The organism is Microcystis flos-aquae FACHB-1344 (assembly GCF_014698375.1).
GTDB classification, from domain to species: domain Bacteria; phylum Cyanobacteriota; class Cyanobacteriia; order Cyanobacteriales; family Microcystaceae; genus Microcystis; species Microcystis aeruginosa.
This window is the reverse complement of the sequence record NZ_JACJSW010000040.1, coordinates 1-18,901: the sequence shown is the minus strand read 5'-3', so window position 1 is coordinate 18,901 and position 18,901 is coordinate 1. Positions and strand designations below refer to the sequence as shown.

Here is an 18,901-nt window from a genome sequence, read left to right as displayed (position 1 = left end):
GAGATATTTTAGCTTTTAAGAGAGGGAAGAATCGGCAAAGATGAGTTTTCCTCTGGGGTAGAATCAAGCTTTCTTTCCCCCACTAGAGGAAGAATAATTTCTACAGTTGTTCCTAAACCTTGACCTTGACTAGAGATAGTAATATCTCCCCCCATCATTTTCATAAAATTCTTAGAAATAGCTAATCCCAAACCCGTACCGCTAAATTTTCTAGTTGTGGAACCATCAATCATCACAAAAGGACGGAATAATTTTGATTGTTGCTGGGGGTCTATACCGATTCCTGTATCGATGATAGTAATAATAGCCTGTGTATTTTCTAGGCGAGTTATTAAAGAAATTGTGCCTGTATCAGTAAATTTAATTGAGTTAGAAATAACATTCAAAATTACCTGTTTAAATTTAGTGGTATCAGCATAGACTATAGGAATTTCTGGACAAAAAAGTAGATTGAATTTTAAGTGCTTACGTTGCAGCGATGCTGTTTGTAAATTAATAACTTCATTGATAATTTGGTGTAAATCTACTGGTTCAAGATTAACGGAAAGTTTGCCCGCTTCTATTTTAGCAATACTGAGAATATCATCAATAATTTCCAAAAGATGTACAGCTGCATTATCCGCTTGTTGCAGATATTCTTTTTCCTCCTGCTCACTATTACAAAATCCATCCATAACGCAACGAATTGAGCCAATAATACCATTGAGAGGGGTGCGTAATTCGTGGGAAGTATTCGCCAAAAATTGGTTTTTTAATTGATTAGCATTTTCCGCTTCTTGCCAACTCTTAACTATTTCCTCTCCCCAAAGGCGTAAACGTTCGAGCATTTCCTCTAAGGCCGAGGCTAACTGATTAATTTCTCGAATATTAAAGTTCTGTGGTGTAATATTTTGTGAAGGAATTTTCTGAATATTTAAGGCATAATCTCGCAGTTTTTCTAAAGGTCTAGCTAAATCCCTAGTGATCAGTATAATAGCTACTAAATAAGCTAATAATAAACCAGAAATCAGATAAAAAATTGCCTCCCAAATTTGTTGCAGAGGAGCCAGAGCTTGGGAGAGGGGACTAATGGCTAAAACTATCCATTTTTGGGATGATTCTCCCGTAACTGGACTGGGGAGGGAACTATAACCTGCGACTAACTCTTTGCCATATTTCTCGAAAGAAAATAAATGGAGAAATCTCTGTTGACCTCTAACAGCATTAATGATGATTAGATTGAGGCGTTCAGCATCAGCTTCTTGACTGATATGGCTACCAATGCGATCAAAATAGGGATGAGCGAGAATAATGCCATTTTCAGAAATAACCACGGGATAACCCGATAAAGAACCGGGTAAAACCTTCTCACGGTAAAGTAGAGAAGTTTGCAGAATCAGACTAGATTGTAATTGTCCTTGATTATCGTAGATGGGAACAGCAAAAACTAATTCTAATTGACGATTATTATTGGGAGATTTTGTTAAAAGTTGTCGAGGTAAACTTCTAACTAAAACATTCTCGATATTCCCAGCAGAGCTAGTCCGTTTTTCTGTCCATCTTTCCAGGGGCAAAACTTTGATAATTTCTGGTTCACAGGCTCGATTTAATAAAGGTTTCTTGGTCTTAATATCAATTAATTCCACACAGTTAATCTGATTAGGAAGCTGGGCCGTGAATTGTTGTAAAAAAGCTTCTTTTTCGGCTAAGGTTCCCTGTTTTAAAACCAGACTTTCGCCCGCAGTGATAAGATTGGCCTGCAAAAATTGAATTGATTGATCAATATTGTCTGCTTTTCTGATGGCACTTTCGGTGAGATTTTGACGGGCCGTTTCCAAAAAAGCCGATCGCGCCTTACGATAGGTAACATAAACTCCCATTAGTAGTACAGGAACACTAACCAAGAGTAAGCGAGAGAGCAGAATACGACGAAAGGAGGATTGACCGATAGGCATAGGCAGAAATTGGTTTGATTCTTGCTATCAAACTCCAGACTATACTAGCCTATTAACCAATCGGACCCGGTGATATTCCTCATCATTTGCCATGAATCGTCCTCACACCACCGTTATTTTAGCCATGAGTGCCGATGGTAAAATTGCCGACGCCTACCAGTCAGCGGCCAGATTTGCTTCTGTTACCGATAAAATGCGTCTAGAACAACATTTATCGCGCATGGATGCCGCTTTATTCGGTGCTAACACCCTGCGCGCTTATCACACCAGTCTTCCTATCCGTCATACCGATTTTCTCGCATACCGTCAACAACGGGGATTATCCCCGCAACCGATACAGATCGTTTGTTCTTATTCGGGCCAGCTTGATCCCCGGATGAAATTTTTTCAGCAGCCTTTCCCGCGCTGGTTAATCACGGCAGCGGAAAAAGTGGCGGCATGGGAAAATCGGGGTTTATTTGAGCTTGTCTTAGTCTGCGGTGATTGGAAGGCTATTTTTAGTCAATTTACCACCCTAGGTATTAAAAAGCTGGCGATTCTGGGAGGAGGTGAATTAATTGCCTCTCTTTTAGCTGAAGATTTAATCGATGAAATCTACCTAACCATTTGTCCGTTGCTGTTAGGAGGCAATAAAGCGGCAACTCCCCTGGGGGGAACTGGATTTATGGCTGATTCTGCCAGAAAATTACGACTTTTGAGCGTGGAAACCGTGCAAGAAGAAATTTTCCTACATTATTCCCTTGAACGAGATTCCCACAAATCTCAAAACTAGATTACCTTAAATAAAAAGGTTGACTTATCTTGTCCCATGGTAGAACAGCTTAAACCACAATATTCTGTCGCTTGGATTGATAAAATGAGTGAGATTCCCCAACAAAAATGGGATGCTCTCGCTCAACCCCTAACTACTCCCTTTCTAGAGTGGGAATGGTTACATAATATCGAAACTTCTGGCAGCGCCACGGGACGCACGGGGTGGCAACCTGCTCATCTAACAGTTTGGCGCGGTGCTGAGTTAATTGCCGCCGCTCCTTTGTATATTAAAAGTCATAGTTACGGTGAATTTGTCTTTGACCACCAATGGGCGGATCTTTCCCATCGTTTGGGGATTAGATACTATCCAAAACTGTTAGGAATGACCCCTTTTACTCCGGCGGTAGGTTATCGTTTTTTAATTGCTCCAGGGGAAAATGAACTGGAGATTACTGCTTTAATGATAGCGGCAATTGATCATTTTTGTGATCAAAATAATCTGTCGGGTTGTCATTTTCTTTTTGTGGATCCCCAATGGCGAATTTTAATGGAAAATTTTGGCTTTACTCCCTGGTTACATCATAGTTATATTTGGAATAACAAGGGTTTTCAAAGTTTTGAAGATTATCTGACGGTTTTTAATGCTAATCAACGCCGCAATATTAAACGGGAACGGAAAGCGGTGACTAATGCGGGGTTAATTATTAAAACTCTGGCCGCCGAAGAAATTCCCCATCATTTATTCCCGTTAATTTATCGGTTTTATAGCAGTACCTGTGATAAATTTTACTGGGGAAGTAAATATCTGACACAGAAATTTTTTGAACAATTATATCCGAACTATCGTCAGCGAGTGGTTTTGATTACTGCCTACCAAAATGAAAAGGATACTAAACCCGTGGGTTTATCTTTTTGTATTCGCAAAGATACTAATCTTTATGGTCGTTACTGGGGCAGTTTTCAAGAGTACGACTGTTTACATTTTGAAGCTTGTTACTATCAACCGATCGATTGGGCAATTAGTCAAGGTATTACCATGTTTGACCCGGGTGCGGGAGGACAACATAAAAAAAGACGGGGTTTTCCCGCTACTGCTAATCACAGTTTACACCGTTTTTATCATGGCAAAATGACTCAAATTCTCCGCAATTATATCCATGAATTTAATCAAATGGAACAGGAAGAAATTGAGGCAATCAATCAAGATTTACCCTTTTCTAAGAGAGAAATTGAGTTGAACGAGTAATTTAGATAGGGTTTGTACTTGGGTGCAATCAACTATGAATACGAGGTTCCGGGTGCAGATTGGCTAAAATCTCACTCTCGATCACCGCTAGGGTTTCTAAACGTTGCTCGATCACTGTCCGTTCAAAATAATCCGCTGCTAAGAGCCAATAAATACCATAATGACGCGCTTCGGAAGCCATGAGACTACGATAAAATTTGCCTAAATCGGGATCAGGACAATATTCTCCCAATAAACCCAATCTTTCGTGGGAACGCGCCTCAATTAAAGCTGATATTAACAGCGAATCCAAAAGGCGATCGGGTTCTTGGTGACGAATCTGGGCCTTTAATTTAGCACCATAAGGGGGAGAATTCAAGGGAGCGAGGGGAATTCCCCATTTATCTAACCATTGATTTACCTGTTCAAAATGTTCTAATTCCTCTTGGGCGATCGCCGTTAATTTCCGCACGAGGGAAGCGTAGGAAGGATAACGAAACATGAGATTTAAGGCCACTCCTGCCGCTTTTCGCTCACAATGGGAATGATCGAGCAGAATAATCCCTAAATTATTAATTGCCTGTTCTATCCAATCCTCAGAGGTGGCACTGACTAATAAATTAATCTTTCCCATCGTCGCTGATTCCAATTTGCTGCATCTTTCACCCTAACCCAAAAAGTCGAACATTTGCCGAAAAAAGCAGACTTTGCCATTCTAAAAGTACAGGAATCGGGATGTTAAGATGACGGGGAGCCTCTAGGGGTAGGGAAAGTTCGATCGCTTCAGTAACGGGTAGCTGCGGTAAGATATCCTGCATCTCGTATTGACCGACGTTAGCTGCTGGTGATTTTTCGGCAAAAGCATCCTTAGCCGCTAAAATTTCGCCTTTAGCTGTCGTTATCGTCAATCTTTCTCCATGGAGAAACTCAATCCCTTCAGGAAATCCCACCAAGCGCAAACTAATTTCTCGGGTTTCCCCATCCTTAATTCGTTTGAACAACACCACCTGCCAAGGACTACCAGTATCATCGCGCAAACTATGACGGGATTGATACAACAGCTGCCCCGGCCCCTCTAGCTGTTGTCGAGTTAGAGCTAGTGCAGACAAGGAAAAATCAATCTCAAAGCTGATAAACAGCAAAAAACTCACGAGAACACAAAATAATAATAGAAATCGTTTCATAACTTTATTGACATAACAGATAAAATCTGATAGCAACTTTGTCCGTTTAGCCAAGCTAATGCAATTGTATCGCCATATAGTTATACTAACATAATGTTTAAAAGGGATAGGAGAGTGGGCAGCGCCAGAGCTAGGTCGGGGAAGTTTGAGCATTTGTACTAAAATTTCCAATATGCAGTTTAAATGCAGTACAGCTGAGCAAAAACTAAGGATACGGCTTCTGTGATAGCCTAGATGATTGGTGAAGCATAAACACGGCCAATCAATCAGATGGATTTTTTACTGGAAGTCGGTACAGAAGAACTACCCGCAGATTTTGTCGATAGCGCGATCGCACAATGGCAGGAAAGAGTTAGCAAGAGTTTAGAGACGGAATCTCTGGACGCGACTGCTATTCAAGTTTACGCAACACCGCGCCGTTTGGCCGTGTTAATCACAGGATTACCGAGGGAGCAAGAGGCTCGCAGCGAGGAGATCAAAGGACCTCCAGTTAGTGCGGCCTACAAAAATGGTCAAATTACCGCCGCTGGTGAGGGTTTTGCTCGAAAACAGGGAGTTAGCACCGATGCTTTCTCCATTCGTGCCACAGACAAAGGAGAATTTGTCTATATTGAAAAAACGATTCCGGGTCGTCCAACAGCCGAGATTTTAACTGAATTAATTCCCCAATGGATTACCCGTTTGGAAGGAAGACGTTTTATGCGTTGGGGAGATGGAGATTTAAGATTTCCCCGGCCAATTCGTTGGTTATTAACTTTAGTGGATGGGGAAGTTTTACCCCTAGAATTAATTAATGGCTCTACCACTTTAACCAGCGATCGCTTAACTTTTGGTCATCGCATTCTACACCCGCAATCCTTAGCCATTAGTCATCCCCAAGCATATTTAACCAGTTTGCGCTCGATTTTTGTGGAAGCGGATCCGCAAGTGCGTCAACAGATAATTACTGATCAGATTACCACCCTGGCTAAAAAACTCCAGGGAGTGGCAGAAATTCCCGCCGATTTATTAGCAGAAGTGACTAACTTAGTCGAATATCCCACGGCAATTATTGGCAAATTTGACGATGAATTTCTGGAATTACCCCCAGAAGTAATTATTACCGTGATGGTGACACACCAGCGTTATTTCCCAGTGAAAACTCCCCAGGGTTTGTCACCCTATTTTATTACTATTTCCAATGGCGATCCCCAGAAATCGGAGATTATTTCCGCGGGAAATGAAAGGGTTATCCGCGCACGGTTAGCTGATGCCAGATTTTTCTATACTGCCGATTGTGATGAACCCTTAGATAGTTTTCTTCCCCAACTGGAAACCGTCACTTTCCAAGAAGAATTGGGAACCATGCGCGATAAAGTCGATCGAATTATGGAAATTGCCCAGATGATCGTCGAACAGTTAAATCTCGATGAACAAAGTCGCAGTGATATAGAGTCCACTGCCATGCTTTGTAAAGCGGATTTAGTTACCCAAATGGTCTATGAATTTCCCGAATTACAGGGAGTAATGGCCGAAAAATATGCTTTAATTAGTGGTGAATCGCCTGTAGTTGCCCGGGGCATTTTTGAACATTATCTGCCTCGCAATGCTGGGGATATACTCCCGGAAACAATAACCGGTCAAGTGGTGGGAATTGCCGATCGCTTAGATACTTTAGTCGGTATTTTTGGACTGGGAATGCTGCCCACTGGTTCCTCAGATCCCTTCGCTCTCCGTCGGGCTGCCAATGCAATAATTAGTATTATCTGGTCAGCCGATTTTAATATCAATCTTTTGGCATTAATTGAGCAAATAGCTCAGGATTTTGTCACCAGTCATCCCGATAAACCCAACCCGGCCAATCTGATTAAAGATTTCTTTTTACAACGTCTGCAAACTCTCTTAAGTGATGATTTTAGGATAGATTATGATCTCGTTAATGCAGTTTTAGGGGAAAACGATCCAGAGTATAAGTCTCGCGCTTTAGAAAATTTATTAGATACCCGTGAACGCGCTCGCTTTTTATGCCAAATTCGTCAGGATGGTCAGTTAGCCAACATCTATGAAACCGTCAATCGCTCGACCCGTTTGGCACAAAAAGGAGATTTAGATACAACTACCCTAGAAGCCAAGGCAATCATCGATACGGAGTTATTTGAACAATCCTCCGAACAGGCATTTTATGACGCTTTAATTGCCCTAATTCCCGAAACTATCAGCGCAAGAGAGCAAAGAGATTATCAGCGTCTCGTCACTGCTTTAACGGCAATTTCTCCCGTGGTGGCTGACTTTTTCGATGGCGAAAATAGTGTGTTAGTCATGGCCGAAAAAGAATCTGTCCGTCGCAATCGTTTAAATCTGTTGGGTTTACTGCGAAATCACGCCCGAGTTCTAGCAGATTTTGGGGCAATTGTCAAGGGATAATTCAGTTATCAGTTATCAGTTATCAGTTATCAGTTATCAGATTTGAGTTTTCAGTGGACAGTGGTAATCAGTGAGCAGTTGTCAATAGACTACCTTTATTGATTCTCCCCATCACCCCATCACCCCATTTCCCCATCACCCCATCACCCCACTTCCCCATCTCCCCATCCCCCCACACCCCACACCCCACACCCCCACTGAATAACTGATAACTGAAATGGCCAATTCCGAACTACAGCAACAAGTCCAAAGATTACATCGACTGACGGTATGGGGTCGTTGGTTATTCGTGTTGGGTTGTTGGTTAGGGATTGGTTCGGCGAGTTTATGGGTTTTATGGGATGATATAGCCTTAATGCGGCAATATTTTACTTGGACAGCCCTTAGATACGCTTTAGCTTTCAATTACTGGCCTTCTATCGGTCTAGCCTTTTGTTTTGCCATTACAGGAGCAGTGTTAGTCTGGCAAAGTCGCAACATTATTTTAGGACTTTCCCCCAGAGAAAAACTGCGCTTAGAGCAACGGGTGCAGAAAATTCGGGCCGAAGGGTCGCGTCATCCCCTCTGGCGCTGGATCTTAAAAAGCAGGGAAAAAGACTTACAATGATAAAGCTTTGCTGAAAGCTGACGGCTAGAATCCCCACTAGATATAATTCTTTACTCAAAAACTCTTGACTTTTGAATCCACCTATGACCGTGACTCCCCAAGCTCCTCCGAAAACTCGCCGCGTGGTTTTTCCCTTCACCGCTATTGTCGGCCAGGAAGAAATGAAATTATCCCTAATGCTCAACGTCATCGACCCCAAAATTGGCGGGGTGATGATTATGGGAGATCGAGGTACGGGAAAATCGACCACCATTAGGGCTTTAGCCGACCTTTTACCAGAAATTGACGTAGTTGCTAACGATCCCTTTAATTCTGACCCCAATGATCCTGATTTAATGAGCGATGAGGTGCGGCAAAGGGTGGACGAGGCCATCCCCTTGACCATTGCCAAGAAAAAAGTCACTATGGTAGATTTGCCCCTCGGTGCGACGGAGGATCGGGTCTGTGGCACGATTGACATCGAAAAGGCCCTGTCAGAAGGGGTAAAAGCTTTTGAACCTGGTTTGCTGGCCAAAGCTAACCGCGGCATTCTCTATGTGGATGAAGTCAATTTACTTGACGATCACCTCGTCGATGTGCTATTGGATTCGGCCGCTAGTGGTTGGAATACGGTGGAACGGGAAGGAATTTCCATTCGTCACCCGGCCCGGTTTGTTTTGGTGGGATCGGGCAACCCAGAAGAGGGAGAATTGCGCCCACAACTGCTCGATCGCTTCGGAATGCACGCCGAGATTCACACCGTCAAAGAACCACCTCTACGGGTCAAAATCGTGGAACAGCGTGCGGAATTTGATGGCAATCCGATCTCGTTTTTAGAGAAATATAACTTAGAACAGGAAGAACTACAAAGAAAGCTAGTGGAGGCCCAAAATCTTTTGCCTTCCGTGGAGCTTGATTATGAGCTGCGGGTGAAAATTTCCGAGGTTTGTTCCGAGTTGGACGTGGACGGATTGCGCGGCGATATCGTTACCAATCGCGCCGCTAAAGCTCTGGCCGCTTTGGAAGGACGGACAACTGTGACGGTAGATGATATCCGTCGGGTAATTGTTCTCTGTTTACGTCACCGTTTGCGGAAAGATCCGCTAGAATCGATCGATTCTGGTTATAAAGTCTTGAAAGCTTTTAATCGCGTCTTTGGATTAGAAGAAAATTCCTAAATCTAATTCACCCTCTCCCCGAAGAGAGGGTTTTTGACTGGATTTAGAGATGAAGGCCAAAAAGGGCTAGATGTGGCCGAATAAGCTAGAATTTTATCGATCGCTGTTATTCTCTGGGGGAATGTCCATGTGGGTTGAAAGTATAAAACTCGAAAACATTAAATGCTTCCAGAATCAAGAGATTAAATTTATTAGTAATCCCAATAATCAACGTCATTGGCGCGCTAAACCTTATCATTGGATCACTTTATTAGGAGAAAATGGAGTAGGAAAAAGCACGATTTTACAGGCTTTGGCTTTACTGCTCGCGGGACCAGAAGCAGCCAAAGAATTATTACCACGTCCGACTGGTTGGATATGTAATCCCAAGACACCGGGTAAATTAACCGCAGTGCTTCATCAAGAAGATGGGGATGCGGGAAAATTTGGTACGGATAAAACTCGAAAAACTTTTGCTTATTCCTATTTTGTTACAGGCAAGGAAAGGTTAGAGTTAGGAGGCAGTAAGGACAAACAAACTTATACAGAACCAGCATTAATCGAAGAAAATACTAAAATTTTAAGTTGGTTGCGAGCCAATGCTTTTGCCTCCGATAATCATGGTTGGTTTGCCGTCGGTTATGGAGCTTTCCGTCGTTTGACACGAGTGAGTCAAGTGATTATTCCTAGTCTTGAACCCCCGCAACGCTCTAGCAACTTTTTCAGCCAATTTAACGAGGATACATCTTTAAGTTCTTTTGAGAGATGGATGGTGTATTTAGATTATCGAATAGCCAAAAATCCTGAAGATAGTAAATCTAAACAAATGAAAAAAATCGGCGAAGAAGCAATTACTAAACTGTTACCCGGTAATGTAGAAATTGCTGAAGTAACTGCCGATGGCTTGATTCAGTTTCTAGTTAACGGTCAAAAAGTTCCAACCATTAGTTTATCCGATGGTTTTCGGAGTATGATTGCTTTAGCTGGGGATTTAATTTGGCGATTATTACAATCCTTCCCCAATCTAGATAACCCCACAGAGGCTTCTGGAGTCGTCTTAATCGATGAGTTAGATATTCATTTACATCCTTCTTGGCAAAGGGAAATTGCTGGATGGTTACAGGAAGTTTTTCCCAAGCTTCAATTCTTTGTCGCTACTCATAGTCCTTTAATCGCTGCCGGTGCAGGGCCAAATTCTTTAACCCTACGAATCGATCTGGTAGCGGGTGAATCAGAGATTGTAGAAATTCCTTATTTAGAATTAGCGGCTAATGTTGATCGTACTTTAACAAGTTCTGCTTTTGGTCTGAAATCAACCTTTCCCACTGATACAGAAAATAAAATTAAGCGTTACCACCAACTAAATCGTAAAAAGAAAAATCTGGCGGCAGCAGAAAAGCAAGAATATGAACAACTGTCATTATTTGTTGGAGAAGTTAAACCCTTTGGCGAAATTAGTCAACCTAATAGTTTAGAATCCCGAATTGATGCCTTACTAGAGGAGCGTTTATCTTGATTGCTGTCACCAGAATATCAGAGCCACGCGTATTAGCTAAAAATGCCGCTCGTTGGCTAGAGGCTTTAGAATCAATAAAATCAAACAACAAGGCAACTAAAGCTCAAATTAACCAAGCACAAAATAAATACAGTCATCCGCAAGTTAAAGACGCATTAGTTAAAATGTTTAATGGGAAATGCGCTTACTGTGAAAGTAAGATTACAGTGGTAACTTACGGAGCGATCGAACATTTTTATCCAAAAAGCCAGTATCCTGATCTGACTTTTACTTGGGAGAATTTACTGCTTTCTTGTGATAAATGTAATGATGCCAATCACAAAGGCACAAATTTTCCTCTCGATGATATCACAGGAAATCCTCTGTTAATAGACCCCACGGATGGAGTAACCGATCCGAATACACATCTTGAATTTATTTGGGATGAAATGGCAAAATTGGCCAGTGTTTATGGTCGGGATCGGCGTGGTCAAATTGTTGAAGATTTGTTCGATCTCAATGGTATGCGTGGACGAAAAGAATTAATTAACTATCGTAGTCAATATATTAAAAGGTTGTTAGCATTATTACGTTTCGCAAAACAAGGAGACTCGGAGGCTTTATCTTTACTGCAAGAAGCTTGTCAATCGGGAGCGGAATATTATGCTTTTGCTAGTATTTATATACTGCCTCATTTGCCTCCCTAAAATCAGGGGTAATTATTATCTACAGTCTGAAAAACAAAATTTCTTGCTTATTATTCTCACCTTACTTGCTATTTATGTCTCGTCCTGTTGTTTATTTTGCCGTTACTAATCATGGTTTTGGCCATGCTGTCCGCAGTGCTTCGGTGGTAGCTAATATTATTGAACTTAATCCCGAAATTTTGCCGATATTAGTCACCACGGCCCCGCGCTGGTTATTAGATTCCTATATATCCGGAGAATATATTCAAAGACATCGGGGGTTTGATGTGGGAGTAATCCAATCGGATAGTTTAACGATGGATAAATTAGCTACTAAAGAAAAATTAGAACAAATAATTGCTCAATCAAGGGCAATTATTGCCAGTGAAGTTAATTTTATTAAAACTAATCGTGTGGGTTTAGTTGTGGCAGATTTACCGCCTTTAGCGGCACTAATTGCCAAAAGCGCGGGGCTTCCTTGTTGGATGATCGGTAACTTCGGCTGGGATTTTATCTATCGTGATTGGGGTGAAGAATTTGCCAGTATTAGTGATTGGATTAGTCGTTGTTATAATCAATGCGATCGCTTATTTAAACTGCCTTTAGCAGAAGCAATGACAGCATTTCCCCATGTTACCGAGGCAGGTTTAACCGGAGGTACACCCCGCTATAGTGAAGAACAATTGCGACAGGAATTTAAGCTAAATGCCCCCAAAGAAAAAACTATTTTATTGAGTTTTGGGGGGTTAGGATTAGAAGCAATTCCCTATGATAACCTCGCCAGTTTTCCCGATTGGCAATTTATCACTTTTGAAAAAAACGCGCCCGAATTGCCCAATTTAGTCCGCTTACAGGATAAACCAGATCGGAGCTATCGTCCCGTGGATTTTATGCCCCTGTGCGATCGAATTATTTCCAAACCGGGATATAGTACCTTTGCCGAGGCTTTAAAATTAGAGGTGCCGATTGTTTCCCTAATGCGAGAAGGTTTCGCCGAATCAGCGATTTTATTGGCTGGAATCCAAGATTATAGTGATCATCAAATTATTAGCAGTGAAGAATTTTTTCAAGGTAATTGGGACTTTTTGCGCCAAGCCCCCCAACCGCCACGACTAAAGGTTAAACTGGCTAAAGATGGTGCAGAATCGATAGCAAGAGCCATCGTAGAATACTTTGAGAGGTAATAGTAATGATTAACTTAGCCAATTTAACCTCGGATGATTAGCGGTGAATTTAGTTATCGGTCAGCCGTCCCTAGTTTATTGAACAAAGTCCTAGAAATCAGCCAAATTACCGCCCTATTTTTTGACAATCACATTCGGGATAATCAGGGCAGTATCAGCCTCGAAATCGTCAAAAACACCGATAACCATCCGGAGAAAGTTGACGGCGAACCGGAGCCGAGAACTAGGGAGACAGAAACAAGATCGGGCAGAAAGCCGATACTTGTTACAATAGTTTACAAATCACCCTGCCCCGTCACCGAACTATGTCCGAACAGATGATCTCCCCAGAGACGCAAAACCCAGAAGCGATTACCGTTGAAGTGCAGCCCGTGCATATTCCCGAAGAGCATCGGGAAGATATCGGCCCCATGGATGACAACGTAGCCGAGAGTTGGCGCTACAATCCCCAAGTTATTAACGACTATTACCGTCGGCGACCTCTAGACGTTTTGGGGAGATTAATCGAAATTGCCCTACCGGTTTTATCTTTTGTCATCGGTATCTGGTCGGATAAACTGCGGGGAAAATCGCCGAAAAATGAAATTAGACGGGCCGTACAATTGCGGGAAATGTTGACCAAATTGGGACCCACCTATATTAAAATCGGTCAAGCTCTCTCTACCCGGCCTGATTTAGTACCGCCTTTATATTTAGAAGAATTAACCACTCTCCAGGATCAAATTCCCTCTTTTCCTAATGAAATTGCCTATCGTTTTATCGAAGAAGAATTAGGTTATTCTCCCGAGGAAATTTACGCAGAATTATCCCCCAATCCCATAGCGGCCGCTTCCCTAGGACAAGTTTACAAAGGTAAATTAAAAACCGGAGAGAGAGTCGCCGTTAAAGTACAGCGTCCCGATTTGATTCGCTGTATAACTTTAGATGTGTATATCATGCGTAGTTTGGCGACTTGGGTGAAAGGTAATATTAAAAGACTTCGCTCCGATTTAGTGGCAATTACCGACGAATTAGCCGCTCGTATTTTTGAAGAAATTAATTATCTTCACGAAGGACAAAACGCCGAAAAATTCGCTCAACTTTATGGTCACATTGCCGAAATTTACATCCCCAAAATCTACTGGAAATATACCGGGCGACGGGTTTTAACCATGGAGTGGGTGGACGGCACAAAATTAACTAATATCAAAGAAATTCAAGCTCAGGGTATTGATGCCACCCACTTAGTTAATGTGGGGGTGCAGTGTTCTTTGCGTCAATTACTTGAACACGGATTTTTCCATGCGGATCCCCACCCGGGTAATTTATTAGCGACTCCCGACGGTAAATTAGCTTATCTTGATTTCGGCATGATGAGCAATATTGAACCCTATCAACGCTACGGTTTAATCGAAGCGGTGGTGCATTTAGTCAACCGGGATTTTGAGTCTTTGGCCAAGGATTATGTTAAGTTAGACTTCCTGTCACCAACTACCAATTTAGAGCCAATTGTTCCCGCTTTTTCGGAAGTTTTCGGTAATGCTTTAGGGGCGAGTGTGGCAGAATTAAACTTTAAAAGTATCACCGATAAAATGTCGGCGATGATGTATGAGTTTCCCTTTCGAGTTCCTGCCTATTATGCCCTGATTATTCGCTCGATGGTGACTTTAGAGGGAATAGCAATTGGCATCGATCCTAATTTTAAGGTACTGAGTAAAGCCTATCCTTACATTGCTAAACGTCTGCTCACCGATCCTTCCACGGAGTTGCGAGATTCCCTGCGGGATTTATTGTTTAAAGACGGTACTTTTCGCTGGAATCGTTTAGAAAATCTCCTGCGTAATGCTAAAGATTCTAATGATTTTAACTTCGAGAAAGTCACCGATCAAGCGTTAGATTTTCTCCTTTCAGATAGGGGTATATTTATCCGCGAAAAATTAGTGAATGAGTTAGTCAATGCTCTCGATAACTTCGGTCGTCGCACTTGGTTTAATCTCACGGTTAATTTCCGGCAACAGGTGGGTTTAGCGGTACAAGAAACTCCCCCAGAATTGTTGGGTGATGCTAAGACTTTCGAGCATCTTCGCAACATCTTTAGTATTTTACAGGAAACGAAAGGATTCGATGCCATGGCTATGGTGCCAGTGATGACTAAACTAATCGCTAAACCGGAAACCCAACAGATGGGACAAAAAATTGCTGAAGGTTTACTACAAAAATCCCTAGCGCGTTTAATTCGTTACTTAGTTCTCGAATTTGATAGACCAAATCATCGGCAAAATGGAGAATTATCGAAAGCTTTACCCGCTGCCGATTAACCTCTGTTCGGTCAATAAATGCCGTGAAATAAATTTCACGGCTCCGAGAAAAATTCTCAACTTTTTTAAAAGTTTTTTTATCCTAGCTGGTTAACGGGGTTTAAAGGTGACTTGTAAACCGTCCCGGGGGTGGGGAGTGGGGATAGAGGTGAGGGTCAGATCTTGATTGGGGAGTAATTGCCAATCGTATTTTTGTACTAAACGGACGGCTAAAATTTTCATCTCTAAACGAGCGAATTCTTTGCCTATACATTCGCGTAATCCCGCACCAAAAGGGATATATCCGTAGGGTTTTTCCTCGGCTAAAAAGCGATCGGGATCAAAGGTTTCAGGATGAGAATAAATATTATTATCTTTATGGGTATTGCTGATTTGATACTGCACTACCCATCCTTTCGGCAAATGATAACCGTTAAATTGACAGTCTTCTATTACCCGACGGAATCCTCCTCCCACGGGGGGAGTAAAACGTAAAACTTCTTTTAAAACGCGATCTAAATAGGTCATCTGTTTAAGGGTATCGACGCTTAAAGGAGTGGATAGATCAAAATTAGTTATTTCCTCGAGGACAAGCTGAAAAATATCGGGATGCAGTGCCATTTGTAGGCAGAAAGTAGCGATAGCGGAGGTTAAAGTTTCATGACCAGCAAAGAGTAATAATAGCACTTGATCCTTTAATTCCGCTAAGGATAAACTTTGACCGTTTTCGTCTTTAGCTTGTAAAAGTATAGCAAGAGCATCTTGGCCGGGGTCATCATTTTTTTGTCTTTCTAAAATGATAGCTTCGATCGCTTGTAGTAATTCTTCTCGACAGCGTAATGCTTTGCCAAAAGCTGTCCAGGGAAGGGGAATGGGAAGGGTAAATAGTCCCGCACACCAAGTATCAAAAGCTTCTCCTAATTTGGTAGCAGAACCCTGGTCAAGACCGACAAATAATTTACAGGCGATATCGAGAGTATAGTTTCTTAATTCAGGATACCATGACAGGGTTTTTGCATTTTGCCAACGCTCCAAATAGCGAGCGGTAATTGTTTCTACCGTAGGGATATAACTTGCCAGGGACCGGGGTTGAAAAGCTTGATAGATTAAGCGACGACGGGAAGCGTGGACATCTCCTGTATGCACCGCTAAAGATGCGCTGCCGAGGAGAGTTTTGGTACTTTTAGGCCAAGTTGCCGCAAAGTATTTATTCTCGTTGCTGAGGAGAAACCGGTTAGCCTCGGCACCGGATAAAATAATCGTGGGACTGCCAAAAATATGAGTACGGAAAAGTTGACCATATTTATTATGACGTTTGCTGGCAAAATCCCCATCGGTCAAAAAAGCGATTGTTTCTCCTAATAGGGGTAATCCGAAACTGCCGGGGGGTAGGGGTAAATCGTTGCTTATAGTCATCGCTGCCTCTAGGGTAAAACTAATCAGTTGCCGTCGATTAACCCTGTTTATTTTAACCTAAAGCGGCGGAGAATTCATCCCCTAATCTAGACTGGCAATTAGCGATCGCACTTGACCAAGGCAAGTATCTAGGCAAAATTAATTACAGATCTCACCAGTCAGTTAACAATAAGAATTGCCGCCAATTGACATTTTTTAAGATCACCGCCATAATTAGCCGTTGCTAATAATAATTCGCGGCAAACGATGCTTAAACCCGCAGAGAATTTCCCAGGATATCGTACCTAAATCTCGCGCCCAATCGTCGGCGGTAATGCACTGCGGGCCGTCTTTACCGATAAGTGTGACGATTTCCCCTGTTTTTACCTCTGGAATCTCGCTCACGTCAATCATTAACTGATCCATGGTTATCGCGCCGATTTGGGGTACTAAACGTCCTCTCAGGGATACTTTTAAACGATTGGAGAGATTGCGGGGAATTCCATCAGCGTAACCGATACCGACCACAGCAATACGGGTGTCTTTTGCCGCTATGTACTGATGACCATAACTCACTCCGGAGCCGGCGGCAATGGTTTTGACTTGGGCAATGCGCGCTTTTACTTGCAGGACGGGTTGCAAAGGGACTTTATCGGTGAGATGATCGGCGGGATAAAGACCGTAGAGAGCTAATCCGACTCTAACTCGATCGTAGTGCAGAGATCGATCGCTTAGGGTAGCGGCAGAGTTGGCTAAATGCAGACAGGGGGGATGATAACCTTTTGAGCTTAACTCGGCGATCGCTTGTTGGAATCTTTGCCGTTGTAACTGCATCATCTCGGGATTGGGATCGTCAGCCGTGGCAAAATGCGAGTATATACTGGCAATTTTCAGGTTAGGAGCCTCTAAAACCTGTTCGACGAATTTGGTGCCGTTTTGCCATTGTGTACCTAAGCGAGACATCCCCGTATCTAGTTTGATATGGACCGGCAGCCGCTGCTCTAAGCGTCTCATCACGGTGGCAAAAATTTGCACCTGTTCGATTTGCACCAGGGTGGGTTGCAATTGCCAATGGGCTAAGGCTGCCACTTCTTCCGGGGTGTTCACTGCCCCTAAAATCATAATTGGGGCAACGATTCCCGCTTCCCGCAGTTCGATACCTTCCCCGATAGTCGCGATGGCTAAAGATTGCGCTCCGGCTTCTAAAACGCTGTTAGCCACCTTAACTGCCCCGTGTCCGTAAGCATCGGCTTTAATTACCGCCATTAATTCCGTTTTTGGGGCTAATAAGGCCTTGACTTTTCGCACGTTTTGTTGTAATGCCGAGCGATCAATCTCTACCCAAGCACGATAGCGAATTGCTTCCGACAATTGATAATCATGACGGTTTTTGGGCGGATTGATAATTTTTGGTTCGATGCTAAACACCACTCGCTCACTCCTTTGCACACATAACCCAATTTATCACAGATGTCGGGGTGAAGACCCTCGTACTGACAGGATGAAACCCCGACCAATATAAAACAGCGAAGCACGATTAAATCCTTGACAATTTAGCCTTGCATAGTTTACCATAGTAAATTTAGTTGGGTAAACAAGATATTAAAAGCGTTTAAGTACAGAATCTATCGTGCGACTCGTTCCTACCAAAAGTCTAACAGACGTGGGTAGGACAAGGTTGAGAACCTTGATAACTCAATAACCGTGAAGGTGAAAGTCCTTCCCTCCAGATGATGGAGTGACAGCATAACCCCTTCCTGTGGAGAACGGTCATCAAAAGGGGAAAAGCGGGGTTAAATGGCAGTAAAGATGAATCTGACATCAAATCCTGTCTAGCATCTAACTATGTGTATGAATAAGAACTTCCGTCAGAAGTATCGTCACTGAAACCTAGCCTACACAGATTATTGGCTGGCAACAAAATGTTAACAAGCTAACGTACTGGGAAAAGATAGAGTTCAACCAGAATCATCTACACAGCTTCGGTACAGAGGAAGACACTAAAGTTAGGAATACGGTGGTTGGGAACGAAGTAATCCTTATGAATCTCTTAGACAGGTCGAAATCTAAGTAGTAACCAGCGCAAGATTCATATAGGAAAGGATTGTGTAAGAAGCCAACGCCTATCTGTAATAGTGGGACTTAAACGATCAACAAGAGTATAATAGAGTATAATCGTTAAAGAGTAAGCACTTTACGTTGAAAAATCGGCGATGAAAGAGACAACCCCAGCCGCGATGCCCCCATGCTTTGACCGATGGTGTCGGCGGTTTGACAATTGCTTCAAAAACGAAGCGCAAAAAAACGGCTTCAGACAATATTTAGGAGGATTATTAGGGGAAAGTGAGAGGAAAAATCTCCCTCAAATGGCCAATAATGCCGTCGGAGTAGTTTATAACCGATTACATCACTTTTTGACCGAATCTCCCTGGTCAGACCGTCAGGTGAATGAATGTCGGTTGCAAGTGATGAACCAATGCCGCCAGACGCAAATACCCCGAGGATTTTCCCTGATTGTCGATGACTCAGGACATCGAAAAAGTGGCAATCTGACCGCCGGAGTTGGCAGGCAGTACCTGGGAGAAATTGGCAAGACAGACAACGGAATAGTCGCCGTCACTAC

Annotated in this window: 15 protein-coding genes; 10 read left to right on the top strand and 5 right to left on the bottom strand. The window is 42.7% G+C overall.

What is annotated here, in order from left to right; translation table 11 throughout:
* Nucleotides 1–8 precede the first annotated feature (8 nt).
* Complete coding sequence (locus tag H6G48_RS02705) at nt 9–1,934, bottom strand: sensor histidine kinase (protein WP_190718814.1); 1,926 nt, start codon at nt 1,932–1,934, stop codon at nt 9–11.
* 91 nt (nt 1,935–2,025) lie between these two features.
* Between H6G48_RS02705 and H6G48_RS02700 the strand changes: the two genes are divergently transcribed.
* Complete coding sequence (locus H6G48_RS02700) at nt 2,026–2,706, top strand: RibD family protein (protein ID WP_190718811.1); 681 nt, start codon at nt 2,026–2,028, stop codon at nt 2,704–2,706.
* A gap of 36 nt (nt 2,707–2,742) precedes the next feature.
* Nucleotides 2,743–3,933 carry a GNAT family N-acetyltransferase gene (locus H6G48_RS02695; RefSeq protein WP_190718808.1) on the top strand — a complete coding sequence of 397 codons (1,191 nt, stop codon included), beginning with the start codon at nt 2,743–2,745 and terminating at the stop codon, nt 3,931–3,933.
* Between the two features lie 28 nt (nt 3,934–3,961).
* Here H6G48_RS02695 and H6G48_RS02690 read toward each other — a convergent pair whose 3' ends face one another.
* Entirely contained in the window at nt 3,962–4,546 is a 585-nt protein-coding gene (locus H6G48_RS02690; RefSeq protein WP_190718805.1) for a MiaE family protein, read from the bottom strand.
* Nucleotides 4,547–4,574: 28 nt separating this feature from the next.
* Nucleotides 4,575–5,096 (bottom strand): DUF3122 domain-containing protein, encoded by a 522-nt coding sequence (locus H6G48_RS02685; RefSeq protein WP_190718802.1) that lies wholly within the window; start codon nt 5,094–5,096, stop codon nt 4,575–4,577.
* A 270-nt stretch (nt 5,097–5,366) separates the two neighbouring features.
* Between H6G48_RS02685 and glyS the strand changes: the two genes are divergently transcribed.
* From glyS to H6G48_RS02650, 7 genes are all read left to right on the top strand, one after another.
* Complete coding sequence (glyS, locus tag H6G48_RS02680) at nt 5,367–7,499, top strand: glycine--tRNA ligase subunit beta (protein WP_190718798.1); 2,133 nt, start codon at nt 5,367–5,369, stop codon at nt 7,497–7,499.
* A 217-nt stretch (nt 7,500–7,716) separates the two neighbouring features.
* Complete coding sequence (locus tag H6G48_RS02675; RefSeq protein WP_190718795.1) at nt 7,717–8,106, top strand: hypothetical protein; 390 nt, start codon at nt 7,717–7,719, stop codon at nt 8,104–8,106.
* 83 nt (nt 8,107–8,189) lie between these two features.
* Nucleotides 8,190–9,263: a magnesium chelatase ATPase subunit I gene (gene bchI / locus H6G48_RS02670; RefSeq protein ID WP_016516601.1), complete on the top strand. Its 1,074-nt coding sequence runs from the start codon at nt 8,190–8,192 to the stop codon at nt 9,261–9,263.
* 70 nt (nt 9,264–9,333) lie between these two features.
* Entirely contained in the window at nt 9,334–10,758 is a 1,425-nt protein-coding gene (locus H6G48_RS02665) for an AAA family ATPase (RefSeq protein ID WP_242034506.1), read from the top strand.
* Nucleotides 10,755–11,444: a retron system putative HNH endonuclease gene (locus H6G48_RS02660; protein ID WP_190718792.1), complete on the top strand. Its 690-nt coding sequence runs from the start codon at nt 10,755–10,757 to the stop codon at nt 11,442–11,444. The genes H6G48_RS02665 and H6G48_RS02660 overlap by 4 nt, the downstream gene beginning before the upstream one ends.
* Before the next feature lie 74 nt (nt 11,445–11,518).
* A complete protein-coding gene (locus H6G48_RS02655; protein ID WP_190718788.1) occupies nt 11,519–12,607 on the top strand; it encodes a glycosyltransferase family protein in 1,089 nt (362 codons plus the stop codon).
* Nucleotides 12,608–12,912: 305 nt separating this feature from the next.
* The gene (locus H6G48_RS02650; protein WP_190718784.1) at nt 12,913–14,904 is read left to right on the top strand and encodes an ABC1 kinase family protein; all 1,992 of its coding nucleotides are present in this window, start codon (nt 12,913–12,915) and stop codon (nt 14,902–14,904) included.
* Between the two features lie 90 nt (nt 14,905–14,994).
* Here the strand turns inward: H6G48_RS02650 and H6G48_RS02645 are convergent, their stop codons facing one another.
* On the bottom strand, nt 14,995–16,299 hold the full coding sequence (locus H6G48_RS02645; protein WP_190718781.1) for a cytochrome P450: 1,305 nt from the start codon (nt 16,297–16,299) through the stop codon (nt 14,995–14,997).
* Nucleotides 16,300–16,512: 213 nt separating this feature from the next.
* Complete coding sequence (alr, locus tag H6G48_RS02640) at nt 16,513–17,709, bottom strand: alanine racemase (protein ID WP_190718778.1); 1,197 nt, start codon at nt 17,707–17,709, stop codon at nt 16,513–16,515.
* A 782-nt stretch (nt 17,710–18,491) separates the two neighbouring features.
* Between alr and H6G48_RS02635 the strand changes: the two genes are divergently transcribed.
* On the top strand, nt 18,492–18,901 hold a 410-nt coding region (locus H6G48_RS02635; RefSeq protein WP_190718775.1), incomplete at its 3' end, for a transposase.